The sequence below is a fragment of the Streptomyces sp. NBC_01214 genome (genome assembly GCF_026340975.1).
Lineage (GTDB): Bacteria > Actinomycetota > Actinomycetes > Streptomycetales > Streptomycetaceae > Streptomyces.
This window is the reverse complement of sequence record NZ_JAPEOS010000001.1, coordinates 4,106,113-4,121,588: the sequence shown is the minus strand read 5'-3', so window position 1 is coordinate 4,121,588 and position 15,476 is coordinate 4,106,113. Positions and strand designations below refer to the sequence as shown.

General features: G+C 70.1%; 16 protein-coding genes. 4 read left to right on the top strand and 12 right to left on the bottom strand.

Features of this window, described 5'->3' with window-relative positions:
• Positions 1–51 precede the first annotated feature (51 nt).
• From OG594_RS19355 to OG594_RS19310, 10 genes are all read right to left on the bottom strand, one after another.
• Complete coding sequence (locus OG594_RS19355; RefSeq protein ID WP_266600563.1) at positions 52–438, bottom strand: hypothetical protein; 387 nt, start codon at positions 436–438, stop codon at positions 52–54.
• Between the two features lie 311 nt (positions 439–749).
• On the bottom strand, positions 750–1,667 hold the full coding sequence (locus tag OG594_RS19350; protein WP_266600561.1) for a MurR/RpiR family transcriptional regulator: 918 nt from the start codon (positions 1,665–1,667) through the stop codon (positions 750–752).
• Between the two features lie 66 nt (positions 1,668–1,733).
• A complete protein-coding gene (locus OG594_RS19345) occupies positions 1,734–2,366 on the bottom strand; it encodes an NADPH-dependent FMN reductase (RefSeq protein ID WP_266603042.1) in 633 nt (210 codons plus the stop codon).
• Between the two features lie 172 nt (positions 2,367–2,538).
• A complete protein-coding gene (locus tag OG594_RS19340; protein ID WP_266600559.1) occupies positions 2,539–2,880 on the bottom strand; it encodes a TcmI family type II polyketide cyclase in 342 nt (113 codons plus the stop codon).
• Between the two features lie 20 nt (positions 2,881–2,900).
• Positions 2,901–3,380 (bottom strand): SRPBCC family protein, encoded by a 480-nt coding sequence (locus tag OG594_RS19335; protein WP_266600557.1) that lies wholly within the window; start codon positions 3,378–3,380, stop codon positions 2,901–2,903.
• Position 3,381: 1 nt separating this feature from the next.
• Positions 3,382–3,636, bottom strand: a complete 255-nt coding sequence (locus OG594_RS19330; protein WP_266600555.1) for an acyl carrier protein — start codon at positions 3,634–3,636, stop codon at positions 3,382–3,384.
• 17 nt (positions 3,637–3,653) lie between these two features.
• On the bottom strand, positions 3,654–4,880 hold the full coding sequence (locus tag OG594_RS19325; protein ID WP_266600553.1) for a beta-ketoacyl synthase N-terminal-like domain-containing protein: 1,227 nt from the start codon (positions 4,878–4,880) through the stop codon (positions 3,654–3,656).
• Entirely contained in the window at positions 4,877–6,148 is a 1,272-nt protein-coding gene (locus OG594_RS19320; RefSeq protein ID WP_266600551.1) for a beta-ketoacyl synthase, read from the bottom strand. Before OG594_RS19320 ends, OG594_RS19325 begins: the two co-directional genes overlap by 4 nt.
• Positions 6,145–6,588, bottom strand: a complete 444-nt coding sequence (locus OG594_RS19315; RefSeq protein ID WP_266600549.1) for a cupin domain-containing protein — start codon at positions 6,586–6,588, stop codon at positions 6,145–6,147. Before OG594_RS19315 ends, OG594_RS19320 begins: the two co-directional genes overlap by 4 nt.
• Before the next feature lie 101 nt (positions 6,589–6,689).
• Positions 6,690–7,787 carry a SchA/CurD-like domain-containing protein gene (locus OG594_RS19310; RefSeq protein WP_266600547.1) on the bottom strand — a complete coding sequence of 366 codons (1,098 nt, stop codon included), beginning with the start codon at positions 7,785–7,787 and terminating at the stop codon, positions 6,690–6,692.
• A gap of 275 nt (positions 7,788–8,062) precedes the next feature.
• On the opposite strand from OG594_RS19310, the gene OG594_RS19305 reads away from it, so the two are divergent.
• Positions 8,063–9,694 (top strand): FAD-dependent monooxygenase, encoded by a 1,632-nt coding sequence (locus OG594_RS19305; protein ID WP_266600545.1) that lies wholly within the window; start codon positions 8,063–8,065, stop codon positions 9,692–9,694.
• 50 nt (positions 9,695–9,744) lie between these two features.
• Here OG594_RS19305 and OG594_RS19300 read toward each other — a convergent pair whose 3' ends face one another.
• Positions 9,745–9,954 (bottom strand): acyl-CoA carboxylase epsilon subunit, encoded by a 210-nt coding sequence (locus tag OG594_RS19300; protein WP_266600543.1) that lies wholly within the window; start codon positions 9,952–9,954, stop codon positions 9,745–9,747.
• Between the two features lie 218 nt (positions 9,955–10,172).
• Here OG594_RS19300 and OG594_RS19295 point away from each other — a divergent pair, with 218 nt between their 5' ends.
• From OG594_RS19295 to OG594_RS19285, 3 genes are all read left to right on the top strand, one after another.
• Positions 10,173–10,442 (top strand): hypothetical protein, encoded by a 270-nt coding sequence (locus tag OG594_RS19295; protein ID WP_266600541.1) that lies wholly within the window; start codon positions 10,173–10,175, stop codon positions 10,440–10,442.
• A gap of 285 nt (positions 10,443–10,727) precedes the next feature.
• Positions 10,728–12,170: a glycoside hydrolase family 16 protein gene (locus OG594_RS19290; protein WP_266600539.1), complete on the top strand. Its 1,443-nt coding sequence runs from the start codon at positions 10,728–10,730 to the stop codon at positions 12,168–12,170.
• Between the two features lie 476 nt (positions 12,171–12,646).
• Positions 12,647–13,135: a DUF4265 domain-containing protein gene (locus tag OG594_RS19285; RefSeq protein ID WP_266600537.1), complete on the top strand. Its 489-nt coding sequence runs from the start codon at positions 12,647–12,649 to the stop codon at positions 13,133–13,135.
• Positions 13,136–13,379: 244 nt separating this feature from the next.
• Here OG594_RS19285 and OG594_RS19280 read toward each other — a convergent pair whose 3' ends face one another.
• Positions 13,380–14,846: a hypothetical protein gene (locus tag OG594_RS19280; protein WP_266600535.1), complete on the bottom strand. Its 1,467-nt coding sequence runs from the start codon at positions 14,844–14,846 to the stop codon at positions 13,380–13,382.
• Between the last annotated feature and the right edge of the window lie 630 nt (positions 14,847–15,476).

The following is a 15,476-nucleotide window of genomic DNA, read 5'->3' as shown; positions in this document are numbered from 1 at the left end:
GCGGAGGACACAGCGCACGTGGCGGGCGCGAGGGCGCAGCGGACGTCGCGGTCAGCGCCTGCGCTGGGCGGGGGTGCCGACGAGGAGCGCGTCGGACACGAGGCGTGCGCCGCGGGAGAGCCGGCCCAGCTGCTCCAGCTCGATGGCGTACATCCTGATCGAGTTCTCGATGACCGACTCGGCGATGCCCATGGTGGGCAGCTCGGCGCGGCTGGTCTGCAGGGCCGTCCGCACCGCGCGCATCTCGTGCTGCAGCTGGAGCTGGACGTGCCGCGCCAGGAGCGCGTGGTGGCGAGTGAGGGTCAGGTAGCCGCCGTAGCGGGCCGGGAGCAGATCCCGCAGCCAGCGCGTGGCACTGCGCTCCCAGTCGTGCGTCCCGGGCGCCTTGACCTGCATGGGCCAGTCAGGGCTGAGGGTGTACGTGGCCGTCTGAGGCATTCTCGTCACTTCCGAGTGGAGTCGAACTCTGATCGAGACGTTCTTGGGGGGCGGCCTCGGCCCAGGGGTTGACCGAGGCCGCCATGGGCGCTCTGCGGGGATCCAAAGCCTGGACCCGACACGCGGTCGCGACCTGAGGAGGTTCGTCGTACCGCGAGTACGTTCGGGAGGACATGGGGGTCCTCCTTGGCATCTGGTGGATCCGGAGCGCCGTCGCCAGTAAACATATATACCGTCGAGTAAGCAAGCGTATGAAAAATTTCATGCACCGCGAGGGCTGAATATCGCCTGGTGAAGCAGGACGGTACGACCTAAAGGAAGAAGCCGTGCTGGTCGGCCACGTGCTCGTAGCCCTCCAGTCGGGCCTGGGTCCGCTCCGGGTCCGCGTCGGCCATCGCCTGCAACAGGGCCGCGGACAGCATTCCGGGCGCCGCGTACGAGTCGAAAACCAGCCGGGACCCGGTGCCCGCGGTCAGGGACACGTCCGCCTCGTCCACCAGCGGCCCCAGGGTGGGGTCCGTGATCAGGACCACACGCAACCCCGTACTGCGGGCGGCGCGGATGGCGGCCAGCGTCTCCTTGGCGTGTCGCGGCATCGCGAAGGCCAGCACCCAGGTCCCGCCGGCCGCCCTGGACTGCAGCAGCGCGTCGAAGGCGACGCTGCCGCCGCGGGTCACCAGGCGCACGTCGGGGTGGATGCGCCGGGCCGCGTAAGCGAAGTACTCCGCGAGCGAGACCGAGATGCGCAGGCCGAGGATGGTCAGCGGCACGGAGGCGGCCAGCTCGCGGCCGATGTCGAGCACCTGGTCGGTGTCGGCGAGCAGCCTGCGCACGTTCTCCAGGTTCTCGATCTCGGCGTCGACGGCTTCCTGCAGCTCGTTGCGGCGGATCTGCGCGCGGGTGTCCGGGGCGCCGGCGACGGCGCTGAGCGCGATCGGCTGCAACACGTCCCGCAGGGCGGGGTAGCCGCTGAAGCCGAGGGAGGCGGCGAACCGGGTCACGGAGGGCTGGCTCACGCCCACCCGCTCGGCCAGTTCGGTGATCGAGAGGAACGCAGCCTCGGTGAGGTGGTCGATCAGGTACTGGGCGATGCGGCGCTGGCCCGGTGACAGGCGGCGTCCGTCGAAGAGCGCGAGGAGCCGGTCGGCCGGAGGACGGACCTCTTCGGACGACTGACCCCCTGGTGTGATCGCAGCCGCTTGTGCGCGTGCCTGCTGCCCCGATGACACTCGAGGGCCTCCCTAACTGATGTCACTCGCGCTCCAACATAGCTCACCCCCTGTGGCCGATGATGATCAGTCCTGGGCGCGCGCGGTCACGGGGGCGTCGGTGCGGTCGCCCAGGAACTCGTACCAGCGGCGCTGGAGGCACAGGTAGCGGGTGTCGGCCTCGACGAGGTCGAGGAAGGAGCCGATCGTAGTGGTGAGGCGCTCGCCGAGGCCCGGATCGGCGAGGGCGCCGTCCTCGGTGAACGCCTGGTGGGCCCCCGCCAGGCTGAACATGTCCGGGTAGACGCGCGCACCGAGGTGCTCCAGCGGTACCCGCAGGGCCCACAGCCCGCGGTTGCCGCCGACCATCGAGGGCGAGGCCGACACCAGCAGGGTCTGCTTGTCCTTGAAGGGCTGCGGGCGGTAGCGGGAGACCCAGTCGATGGCGTTCTTGAGCACGCCCGGGACGGAGGCGTTGTACTCGGGGGAGGCGATGATCAGCGCCTGCGCGGCCTCGATCCGCGCGCACAGGGCCAGGGCCCCTTCGGGCAGTCCCTCGTCGGCCTCCACGTCGCCGTCGTACGGCGGCATCGGGAAGTCGCCGAGCGTGGCGGCCCGTGCGGTGGCGCCCGCCCGGGACACCAGGGCGGCGGCCAGGGAGCCGAGGCGGGCGTTGACCGATCCGGTGCGGGAGGAACCGGACAGGACGAGCACGTGCAGGGAGGTACGGGCGTGCTCGCCGTCGTGCGGACGGGCCGGATCCGCCGGGAAGTGGTCGGTGTCGGTCGGGTTCATGCCGTCTTCTCCTGCTCTCTTCCTGCGCTCTGCGGTGATCGGCCACACGCGGCGGGACCCGCACACTCCGGTGTGCGGGTCCCGTCCGGGCCGCGGGTCACTTCGCGCCGGGGTTCTCCCAGCGGTAGAACTCGTGGGCCATGGCGTCCTTCGGGCTGCGCCAGGTGTCCGGGTTGTGCGGGCTGATGTAGGCGGTCAGCCGCTCGCTGAGGTCCCGGAACTCCGGGTGCTCGGTGACCTTCGCGATGGCCGGGCCGGGCGGCCGGTCCGACTCGATCAAGTGCAGGTAGACGTCGCCGAACTGGAACAGGCTGCGGCGCGTGACCCCCACCAGGTGCGGGAGTTCACCCGCGTCCGAACCCGTGAAGAGTTCGGCGATGTCCGGGGCCGATCCCGGCGCCATCCGGGCGACGATGAGGGCGCGGTGCGTCTGGTTCATCCGGGTGCTCGCCTTTCGTCTCAGACTCGGCTGACGGCGGGGGCGCGGCCCTCGCGCTGGCGCTTCTCGATCTTGTCCCGGATGAGCGCCATCTGGATCGGGGAGTTGCGGTTGATGTTGTCGGTCATCCACGCGTCGTCGACGGGGGCGTCCGGCTTCATCGCGAAGTCCTGGGTCCACTTCATCCGGGTGCCGCCGGGCACCTTGAAGTACTGCCAGTGGATGTCCATGTGGGCGAACGGGCCGGTCTCCACGCGCCGGGCGCGGACGGTGAGGCCCTTGCGGTCGACGGTCCGCTCCGAGACCCAGCTCCACACCTTGCCGTTCTCGTCGGGGTGCATGGTCAGGCGGAAGCGGGTGGTGTCGCCCTTCTCCTCGATGACCTCCAGGGAGGCGTACTCGCTGAACAGCTGCGGCCAGCTGGGGAGATCGTTGGTCATCTCCCAGACGAGGTCCACGGGCGCGTTGACGGTGATCTCGTTCTCGGTGTGTCCTGGCATGTCAGGCTCCTGTCATCAGACTGTGGTTGACGAGGTCGAGGAATTCCCCGGGGGTCTTGCAGCGGTCGGCGCGGGTGGGCAGGGCCCGCCCCCGCCGGTTCTCCAGTTCGCCGACGATCCCGAGCAGGCCCAGCGGATCGAGGCCGTACTCGTCGAAGGCGGAGTGCGGACGGCTCGCCAACTCCGCGGGATCGACGGTGATGCCGGCCTTCTTCATGAGGGCCGCCAGTTCCTCCAGGGTCAGCCGGTCGGACATCTCGGTGCTCCCTTCTCCTACGAGCCCTTGCGGACGACGAGCGCGGAGTTCGACCCCATCCGGCCGCGGCTGAGCACCAGCGCGGTGCGCAGCTCCGCGGTGCGGGCGCGGCCGGTCACCACGTCGAGGTCGTGGCACACGTCGTAGACGTTCGGGGTCGGCGGGACGATGCCGTGCTCCAGGGCCAGCACCGCGGCCGCGGTGTCGAGGGCGGGAGCCGCGCAGTACGCCCTGCCGGTACCGGACTTGGGCGCCGTGACCGGTACCTTCCGCCCGTACGCACCGAGGGCGTCGGCGAGGGCGGCCGCCTCGGCCGCGTCGGCCTCCGGGGTCCCTATGGCGTCGGCGAAGACCACGTCGATCTCCTCGGGCGCGCAGTCGGCTTCCCGCAGGGCGCCGCGGATGGCGTGGGCGAGTCCCTCGCCGGACGTGTCCCGTCGCCGGGTGCCGGTGAAGGTCGCGCCGTGGCCGGCCAGGACGGCCCGTACGGTGGCGCCGCGGCGGCGGGCCTCGTCCTCGTCCTCGACGACGAACATCGCGCCGCCCTCGGCGGGGACGAATCCGCAGGCCTTGTCGGTGAACGGCCGGTAGGCGCGCTCGGGGTCCTCCCCCGTGCTCAGCCCCTCGTACTCCAGTTGGCAGACGATGGAGTACGGCGCCAGCGGTGCCTCCGTCGCCCCGACCAGCATGGCCCGGCTGCCCTGGCGGATCCCGCGGACGGCGTGCGCGAAGGCGTCCAGTCCGCCCGCCTCGTCACTGGCCACGACCCCGCAGGGGCCCTTCAGCCCGCGCCGGATGGAGATCTGTCCGGTGCTCGCGGCGTAGAACCAGGCGATCGACTGGTACGGGCCCACGAAGCGCGGCCCCTGCTCCCAGAGGTGCTGGAGCTCGCGCTGACCGAACTCGCCGCCGCCGGATCCGGCGGCGGTGACGACGCCCACGGAGAAGGGGTCGCCCTCGTAGTCGGCCCGGCCGAGCCGGGCGTCCTCCAGGGCGAGGTCGGCGGCGGCGAGGGCGTGGTGGGTGAAGCGGTCGGTCTGAACGAGGAAGCGGTCCTCGACCATGGCGCCGGGGTCAAAGCCCCGGACCTCACCCGCGACGCGCAGCGGCAGGTGCTCGCAGCCCGCCCTGGTGACCCGGTCCAGTACGTTGAGTCCGGACTGGGTCGCCTTCCAGAAGGCGTCGGCGCCCACGCCGTTGGGCGCGACGACTCCGATGCCCGTGATGACCGTACGGCTGGTCACGAGACCTCCTCCTTCGGTCGGGTCATGACCACGGCGGACTGGAATCCGCCGAAGCCGCTGCCCACCGAGAGCACGCTGCGCAGCTTCCGGCCGCGGGCGACGCGGGGTACGTAGTCCAGGTCGCACTCGGGGTCGGGCGTCTCGTAGTTCGCCGTCGGGGGTACCACCTGGTGGGTCATGGCGAGTACGCAGGCCGCCAGTTCGATGGCGCCGATCGCGCCGAGGGAGTGCCCCACCATGGATTTGATGGAGGTCATCGGCGTCTTGTAGGCGTGGTCTCCCAGGACCCGCTTGACCGCCGCGGTCTCGTGACGGTCGTTCTGCTTGGTGCCGGAGCCGTGCGCGTTGACGTAGTCGATCTCGTCGGCGGCGACGCCGGCCTCGGCAAGGGCGGTTTCGATGGCCCGGGCCATCTCCAGGCCCTCCGTGGTCAGCCCGGTCATGTGGTGGGCGTTGCCGAAGGTGGCGTAGCCGCCGATCTCGCAGTAGACGGTCGCACCGCGGGCGCGGGCGTGTTCCAGCTCTTCGAGTACGAGGACGGCGCCGCCCTCGCCGAGGACGAACCCGTCCCGGTCGGCGTCGAACGGCCGGGAGGCGTGGGCCGGGTCGTCGTTGTTCGGCGAGGTCGCCTTGATGGCGTCGAAACAGGCCACGGTGATGGGCGATATGGGTGAGTCGGAGGCGCCCGCGATGCAGACGTCCATCCGGCCCTCCGCGATGGAGTGCACGGCGTACCCGATGGCGTCGAGTCCCGAGGTGCAGCCGGTCGAGACCGTCTGGACCGGGCCCCGCGCACCCGTCTGCTCCGCCACGGCGGAGGCGAGGGTGGCGGGGGTGAACGCCCGGTGCAGGAACGGGCCGGCCCGCTTGTGGTCCACGTCCCACCAGGAGCCGGACTGGCTGACGGCCACGTAGTCGTGTTCCAGCCGGGTGGTGCCGCCGACGGCCGTGCCGAGGGAGACTCCGGTCCGCCAGGACTCGTCCGTGGTGAGGTCGAGCCCCGCGTCCTTCACCGCCTCCCGGGCGGCCACCAGGGCGAACTGGATGTAGCGGTCCGCCCGGTCCGCCTCGCCCGGTTCGAGGCCGTGCGCGGCGGGGTCGAAGTCGACCTCGGCGGCTATCCGGGAACGGAACCCGGCCGGGTCGAAGAGGCTGATCCCGCGCGTCGCCGTACGGCCGTTGGAGAGCAGGTCCCAGAAGTCGCGGACGCCGATCCCGCCGGGCGCGACGACACCGACTCCGGTGACGGCCACCCGCCGGCGGGTCACGAGACCGCTCCCGTGCGGTCCGGCGGCTGCTCCCACGCGGTGCTCTCCGGGTGCGGAGCCTGCTCGGTGTCCACGTGGCCGAGCTCGGGGCGCGGGGCCAGCGGGCCGAGGTGGAAGACCATGCGGGCCTCGGTGTCGCCCACGTTCCGGAAGCGGTGGCGCGTGTTGAGCGGGACGAGCAGTCCCTGGTCGGTGCGCAGCGGGTGGGCCTCGCCGTCGAGGTCGACCTCCAGCCGGCCGCTGACCACGTACACGAACTCCTCGGAGTACGGGTGGTAGTGCTCCGCGATCGACTCCCCGGGGGCCATGATCGCCAGGCCCATGAAGCCGCTGGTGGAACCCACGGAGGTCGGGGTGAGCACCGCCCTGAGGTCTCCGCCGCGCCGGCGGTTGGGGGGCGTCTCGCTGAGGTCCACGATGCGTGGGCGCTGTTGGGTCATGGCGGGTTCCTCCTGCGTGTGGGGAGAGCCTGGGTGCGGATGGATCGGGATCGGGGGGTGGAACAGGGGGGTGGAACAGGGGGCCGGTTGGCCGGGGAGGATCAGGAATCCGCGGGTGCCCGGCGGTCCGTGATCAGGTTCATGGTGTGGCCGGCGGTGCGGACCCGCCTGCCGACCCGGGCCGTCAACCGGTCGAGCACCGCCGCCTTGCGCGGTCCCGAGACGCCGAGGGTGGTGTCGGGCTCGGCATCGAGCGGGCCGCGGACGTCGATGAGCCGGACGACGATGTCGTCACGTTGGAAGATGCTGCTGCTCCGAACGGGGCTGCCCGGGTGGTGTGCGGCCGCCTCGTCCTGGCGGGCCAGGAACTTGGCGAGCGCGACGCCGCAACCGGGCTTGGCCGGGTAGAAGAGCGCGTGCCGCTGGACCTCGGCGGACTCGGGCTCGGGTGCGGCGATGTGGTGGACCGCCGGGAGCGCCGCACGCATGAAGAACATGCGCGCGGACTCCGGGTCGTTCAGGTTCCGGTCCTGTTCGAGGTAGGGGTTGATGGCCTCCTCGACGGCGCGCACCTCGGGCTGCTCGGAGACGTGCCGCAGGGCCGCCATCAGGTCGCCCTGGACCTCCACCGTCCGTACGACCCGGTTGCCGTGCATGAACAGGGACGTGCGGCACAGGCGGGTGTGGTCGTCGACCCGGGCCTCCGGGGAGGCGTAGCTGGAGAGGATGGACGCGACGTCCTGCTCGCTGCCCGGCTTGACGGTGAAGGTGAGGGCGTGGCGCACGATGCCGGCACCCAACCGGGGGGTCTGCTGCAGGCGCGCCGTGGCCGGACGGGCCTCCTGGCCGTAGCCGCGGCCGGTCTCCCGCAGGACGGTGAACTTGAGCGGGCGCATGGCGCGGGCGCACGCGCCCAGCGGCTTCACCTGTTCGGCGTGATGGTCGCTGTTGACCCATGCGAGGTACTGCGGGGCGCTTTCCCACTCGCTGGTGATGAGCCATTGGGAGGGATTCTCGAAGGACTGGCACAGCTGGTCGCTGATGTGGCCCGGAACCGACGCGATGTCGTGGCGGAGCTGTTCGTACGCCTCGAAGAACTGCTGCTGGGTCCCCTCGTGGAGGTCCATCAGCAGGACGACCCGGAGCATGGAGCCGTCGAAGGCTGACTGCGACACCCGTTCGGACAGGGTGGTTGTCATCTACTCACTCCTTCATGAGGGGGTGGAGATCCATCGCGTACGGACCCCTCGTCCGTCACCGGTGGCGTCCGCCCGGGCCGGCGGCCGCCTCGGTGGGGAACGGCAGGCCGGCGCGTCTCAGGGGGAGCCGCTGTCGCTCATCGTCATCCGGGTGGGGACGTACCGCTACATGTCCGGATCAAGCGGGTGACAACCGGCGAATCAACTGGGCCTGATCCCGGATCGCGGGCATAAAGAGTCCACTCCCCCACACAGAAAACAGGAGCCCGCAGCTGATGGAAGACAACGCCGATGTTCGCGTACCGGTTCTCGTCGTGGGCGGCTCCCTCGTGGGCCTGTCCACCTCGCTTTTCCTGAGCCGCCACGGAGTGAGGCACCTGCTGGTCGAGAAGCACTCCGGCACCTCCGCGCACCCGCGGGGCCGTGGCATCAACGCCCGGACGATGGAGCTGTTCCGCACGGCAGGGGCGGAGCGCGCGATCCGCCGGGCGGCGTCCGTACTGGAGGGAAACCAGGGCATTCTGCAGGCCCGCTCGCTGACCGACGGCGACCACAACTGGCTGGTCAAGTCGATCGATCCGGCCGGGGCACTGGCCCGGTTCAGCCCGACCGGCTGGTGTCTGTGCAGCCAGAACAACGTCGAGCCGGTACTGGCCGAACAGAGCCGCGGCATGGGCGCCGACGTGCGGTTCTCCACCGAGCTGATGAGCTTCGACCAGGACGCCACGGGGGTGAACGCCGTGGTGAAGGACCGGGAGACGGGCGAGCACATCACCGTGCGCGCCGACTTCCTGATCGCCGCGGACGGGCCGCGCAGTCCCGTCCGGGAACAGCTGCGGATCCCCCAGACGGGTAACGGCGAGCTGTTCCACAACGTGAGCGTCACGTTCCGCTCGGAGAAGCTCGTCGAGGTGCTGGGCGACCTGCGCTTCATCGTCTGCTACCTGATCCGCCCGGGGGCCGACGGAGCGCTGCTGCCCGTGGACAACAAGAAGCAGTGGGTCTTCCACGCCCCGTGGCACCCGGAGCAGGGCGAGACCCTGGAGGACTTCACCGACGAGCGGTGCGTGGACCAGATCCGCGACGCGATCGGCGTACCCGACCTGGACGTACAGATCGGCGGCAAGGCCCCGTGGCATGCGGCCGAACGGGTGGCGCAGCGGTATTCGTCCGGACGGGTGTTCCTGGCCGGGGACGCGGCCCACGAGATGTCCCCCACCGGGGCGTTCGGCTCCAACACGGGGATCCAGGACGCGCACAACCTGGCGTGGAAGATCGCCGCGGTACTGGACGGCTCGGCGGGCATCGGACTGCTCGACACCTACGAGGCCGAGCGGCTGCCGGTGGCCAAAGCCACCAGCGAGCGGGCTTCGGCCCGTTCGGCGGAACACAGCCACCCGGGGTACGCGCCGCCGCCCACCATGGGCGGCGGGCCGGGCAGCGGGGTCCTGACCACCGCCATGGGCTACTGCTACCCGAAGGGCGCGCTCGTCGGCGGCGCGCCCGAGCGGCCCGTCATCCCGGAGACCCTGCGGCTGGTCGGCGACACCGGGACCCGGGCCCCGCACATGTGGGTGACCCGGTCGGGTGAGCGGATCTCCACCCTGGACCTCTACGAGCGTTCCTTCGTGCTGCTCAGCGGCGCGGGGACGCCGTGGCAGGCGGCCGCGCAGCAGGTGGCGCAGCAGCTGTCGGTGCGGCTGGAGGCCTACACGATCGGCTCCGGGCCGAGTGTGGACCTGGTCCAGGAGGGGCGCTCGGACTGGACGGAGGCACACGCGATGAGCGCCGAGGGCGCCGTGCTCGTACGGCCGGACGGATTCGTGGCCTGGCGCTCGGAGGGAGCCGTGGCCGATGCCCCGGCGACGCTGCGCGAGGTCCTCTCGACGGTGCTGCGCCGGGCGTGACCACCTCGTCCCCGTTTCCGCCGGCCGTGCGTGCGGCCGGCGGAAGCGGTTCAGCGGCAGGCCCAGCAACCTGCCCAGCAGCCGGAGGCCGGTACGGCGGTGCGCCGGCGGCCGGGCCCGGCGCCCGCGGCCGCGTCGCCGCCGCCGGAGGTCCGCCCGGCGTAACACGCGACGACGACCGCGATCGCGGCCAGTTCCTCAGGGGCGGCGACGCCCCTCTCCACACGCAGCAGGCTCGCTATCGGGACATCCTTCGACATCGGCACGGCCTCTCTCACGGGGGCTGCGCGTGCGCCCGGTCGCATCGCGAGGGGCGGACCGGCTCGACTCCGGCGCGGGCTGCACACGGGTGGCTCGGCGCGCTGACGGGACGTGTTCCGCGTGAGCGAACCGGCCTGCGGACTCCGGTGGGACCACCTGGAATCCTGTCGCGACCGACGCTACAAGAGCGTGCCGTGCGCGGCACTTTGGACAGGTCGTGGTGACCGGCCACCGGCCGCTGCTGTGCCGGGGCTGCGCCGGCAACCTGTACGCCGTCTGCACCATGGACCACGCGGGCGGGAACGCGGGCGGAAAGTCGGCCGGGAAGTCGGGCGGGAAGTCGGCCGGCGCCGCGGTCGGGCAGTGGGAGGTCGACCACGAGATGCCCGTGCCGTGCCCGCTGTCCGGCCTGCTGCCGCTGACCGGGACGGCGGCTTCCGTCCATGACCTGCCCGGCGCCGAGGAGGTGCTCGGTCCGCCGGTGTGACGTACGGCGAGTTGGTCCGTACGGGTGAGCGTCCCGCCGCCGACCGTCGACCGGCGGCGGCGGGAGCTCCGGTCGGTGGCGCGGCCGCGCCTCGGCCAGGGGCGTCCCTCGTTCACTGGTTGAACTCGCCCTGCCCGTAAATGCTGTGCCGGTTCAATCTCTTGACGGCCCGTGAGGGCGCGGAGGACAGTGTCCAGCGGCACCGCTTGAGAGCGCTCTCAAGCTGTCCCATCCACTGACCCTTCCCCCCGCACCGCGCTTCGACGCGCTCCAGAGAGGGCACCCATGCACGAGACATCCGGCAGGAAGCAGCCGACGGCCCGGCGGGCCGCCTTAGCCGCGCTCAGCACGATCGCCGTGGTCGCGGCAGCCGCCGCGGCCGTGGTCCTACCCGCGAACGCCGCGGCTCCCCCCGCACCGGCCGGCTGGTCCCGGGTGTTCCTCGACGACTTCGACGGACCCGCGGGATCCGGGGTGAACACCGCCGACTGGCAGTACACCACCGGTACCTCCTATCCCGGCGGACCCGCCAACTTCGGAACCGGCGAGATCGAGACGATGACCGCCGACCCCTCCAACGTCTCCCTCGACGGCACGGGCAACCTGCGGATCACCCCGCGCCGGGACGCCGCCGGCAACTGGACGTCCGGCCGCGTCGAGACCCGGCGGGCCGACTTCGAGCCCCCGGCGGGCGGCACGCTCCGGTCGGAGGCCCGCATCCAGATGCCGAACGTGACGGGCCCGGCCGCCAAGGGCTACTGGCCGGCCTTCTGGATGCTCGGCGCCCCCTACCGGGGCAACTGGTGGAACTGGCCGGGCATCGGCGAGATCGACATCCTCGAGAACGTCCAGGGCCTCAACAACGTCTGGGCCACCGTGCATTGCGGCACGAGTCCGGGCGGCCCCTGCAACGAGACCTCCGGAATCGGCGGCCAGCGCGTCTGCCCCGGCGCCAGTTGCCAGGCCGGCTTCCACACGTACGCCGTCGAGTGGGACCGCTCGACCGCGGTCGAGGAGATGCGCTTCTACGTCGACGAGTTCAACTTCCATACGGTGCGGGCCGATCAGGTCGACGCGACGACCTGGACCAACGCCACGAACCACGGCTACTTCATCATCCTGAACGTCGCCATGGGCGGCGGCTTCCCGGACGCCTTCGGCGGCGGCCCCGACGCGGGCACCCAGCCCGGACACGCGATGGTCGTGGACTACGTGTCCGTCCTGCGCTCCACCGGCGGCACCACGCCGCCCACCACCCCGCCCACCACTCCCCCGACGACACCGCCCACCACCCCGCCGACCACGCCGCCCGGTCACCGCGACGCGTACACGGCGATCCAGGCCGAGTCGTACGACGGCCAGTCGGGCGTGATCAAGGAGAGCACCACGGACAGCGGCGGCGGCCAGGACCTCGCGGCGATCGGGAACGGCGACTGGGCACTGTTCCGGGGCGTCGACTTCGGCTCCACCCCGGCCAGGCAGTTCTACGGGCGCGTGGCCAGCGGTGCGGCCGACGGGGTCAGCGGGCTGGTCGAGGTACGGCTCGACGACCCGGCCTCGGCTCCGATCGGCAGCTTCTCGATCGCCTCCACCGGCGGCTGGCAAGCTTGGCGCACGGTGCCGGCGAACATCACCGCGGTCACGGGCACGCACGACGTCTACCTGACCTTCGCCAGCGGCCAGCCCGCCGACTTCGTGAACGTCAACTGGTTCGACTTCGGCCATTGATGCGCGGCGGCGCCGTCCACGCGGCACTCCGCGCGGACGGCGCACCGACTGTCCGTCCCGACTTCCACGTGCCGAAGCGCGTGCGCATCGCAGGCTCGGGAGCAGCTCGTCTCAGCTCGGCCCCGAAATCACCGGCCGAGCCGGTCAACAGGTCCAGCGCTGCCGTACGCAACAGGACTTCCACGTCCGGATCCGGGCGCCGTGCGGTGCCCGAGCTGCACCGGATCCCCGTAGTGTCCCCCGCCGGCACGAAGGAACGCCCCACCCTGTGCTGCGCTTGCGCCACCCCAGAGGGCCCGCACCGGTGACGCCTCGGTCCGGTTGCCCACCGGGGCAGGGGTACGCGCTCGGTCTGTCGGCCGAACGGAACGTACTCCGGACCGGCTCCGCTCGGGTCACCCGCACCCGCCGGCAACAGCGATGACGGGGGCCTGCATCATGACTGACCATCGGAACAGGTCATCGGGGGAGCCGTCATGCAGTTCCTCGTCCACGAGCAGCCGGTCGGGCGCGCCTCGACCAACTACATCGCGCGCGCCGACCTGGCCCCCTTCGGCCTGGACGACCACGTCGAGCAGCTCTGGCTCAGCGCGGTCGGCGACGGGACCTACGAGGTCGCCTGCATTCCCTTCTCCACCTACGGGATCGCCCTGCGCGACGTCGTGGTGCTCGACGACGACGGCTACGTCAGCGAGGTGGTCAGGAAGTCTTCACAGCGCACGCTGCGGCTCGTGTTCACTCCCGACCTGCCGCCCGCCGATCTCCAGAAGGCCGCTGACGAGATCAAGACCGAGATCGTCGCGGCAGACCTCCTGAGCGAGTGGAACGGCGCGCGCTCCCTCGCGGTCGACGTCCCGCCCGACGTCGACCCCTCCCACCTGTTCGCCGCCATGGAGGCAGCGGTCAACGCCGGCCACGCCTTTTGGGAGTGGGCCGACGCGATGCCCTTCGCCGGCCCCTCGTGACGGCTCCGCACTGCGCGAGCCGGGCGCCCCCAGCGCATGCCCGTCCTTGGACTTGCAGCCTCACGATCACGACGCGTCGATCCCTACGGAGCGCACGGGAGCTCCCCGGGTGAGGTCTGTAGGGTCCGGCACGTACACGGCGTTCGGCGGCGGGGCCGCAGCATCGTGCTGCCCGTCCGTTGCCCCTGACCTCTGCCTTGCCGCACGCCGTTTGGGCGTCATATGACGAGATCGTGCGCGCGACTCAGGGTTGCGCCTGCTTCAGCAGGCCCTTGACGGAAACCTCCGAATTAACGGAGATCCAGTAGAGTCCGTACCTCTCGCGCTCTCTTTCCAATTCGTTCTCGTCCAGGCTTTTATATATGTCATAGATCGACCGATTCTTCTTCTCTTTCTTAAAGTCAAACGACGAGATAAAGGCGTCTGGCTCGACTTCCGGGGACCAGAAAGCCGCCACATAGCGCGGTTTGCGTGTCAAATTGATCAAATTGACATTGTAGCGCACCCTGCCGTGATGCATAAGGAGCTCACCACAGCCGTCGGGCGGGCAATAATATCTCCCTTCCGACTTCATCCAGGAGAGTCTCTTGTATTGGAATTCCTCGTCGAGCTTCCCGCGGTCTTGCCTCAGGATGGCGAACTGAAGAACGGCGTCCAGCGTCTCGTACTTGATGTTCTTGGGGAGCGTGATAATTTTCTCCATCCTGAATTCTTCCCCGGACTCTAGTGTTGACCCAGGACCCTGGAACTGCCCGGCTGAAATGACCTCACCTTTGACTTTGCTCTCGAATGCCTGCGCCTCAGAGACCCACTGCGACCGCACGCTCGCCTCATCGTCGTTCCATTCCTTCAGCCCCTCGCCTGACTCGGAGAACTTAGCCGAGTATCCCCAGACCGTGTAGTCATCGACGACGATGTAGACCGGGATCCCTCCGGTGTTCTTTGCATAGAGCTTGAGGGGGACGTGAATGTAGGGCGAATCGGCGCCTGTCTGCGGTGTCCCGAATTCGGCTTTAAGTACGAAATGTAGGGGGGCCACAATGGGTTGATAGAGAATCGAATAACCGAGGCTGATGGCTGTCAGGAGTGCTGTGACGGCAACGCCAACCGCGAACTTTCTGGGGTGCGGTATCCCTCTCCACACCTTTTCGCGGATGAGGGTGCGGAGGGCCCACAGCGACCAGAGCCACAAGGCAAGGACGAGCAGGACAGTGGCTATGAATTCTTGTTCCTGCAGCCACAGAAAGAGGAGAAGGGTCGTGGTGACCAGCGCCATGGACACACCGAGAAGGACCAGTGCTCCGGACAGCCTGACCTGCCTGCGGCCCCAGTAGTCGACGACCGCAGGCAACGCGATGGCCTGAACGGCGCCCGCCAACAGGAACAGAGCACCGACCAGACGTTGCGCGAACGTCAGTGCTCCCCAGGCGTCTACCCAGCCGATGACGACGTGCAGAGCCAGTGAGCCGAGCAGCCCCACCAGCATGAGGACGATGACCACACGCCGTCTCCAGCCCCTGTCGTCGGGCCAGACACTGCTGTCGCCGCCGCGCCAGTAGACGCGCGAGGGGTCGTCGAGGTCCATGTCGTCGGGGTAGCCGAGGCGGCCGAGTACCCTCCGCAACTCCCGGGAGGACCAGGCGCTGCCCACCGTCTTACCGAGGATGGTGATCCGGCGTAGACCGCGCCGGTCAGGTGGCTCGACGATCACCCATGGTCGTATGCCCATGGGGTCAGGCTCGGCGTCCCGCCCGCCATGTGCACGGCGAGCTGCTGCGTTCGAATGAATCAGAGGATCGGACGAAGGTGCTCCAAGCCGTGGGCGAGACTGCGAAGGGAGAGGCGGGTGGCGTCCTTGAAGTCGCGGACATGGACGGTGTGGAGGCCGGCGGCGACCTCGACCCAATCGTCTCGCTGGCTGAGCGACGCCCGTCGCCTTCCGCCGGATCCACTCGCGCGCCACGGTCCTGACGGTCGCCTCGTCGCCGCAGATCCGGACGTCCGCGATCCCGGGCAAGTACGTGCGCTCGGTTTGCTCGCGGCGGGCACGCGCGGCGGCCATCAGATGAAAGCCACGTAGGCGACGACAGCCAGATCGCGGGGCCCGCCACAGCTCGATGTCGTCCTCGCCATCCGGGCCGGCATGGAACAGGCCGCGCAGGGACCGGTCGGCGATCCGGGCGCGCACCCGCCAGTGCGGATCCATGTCAGGCATCCCGCGTAGGCCCCAGTGCAACTCCGAGTAGGACAAGCCTGCATTGACATGCCGACGTGAACTTGGCCCCATTGAGCTGCGGTGACCTACAGCTGTCTTTCCGGTCCCGGCGTAGTTGCGAGACGG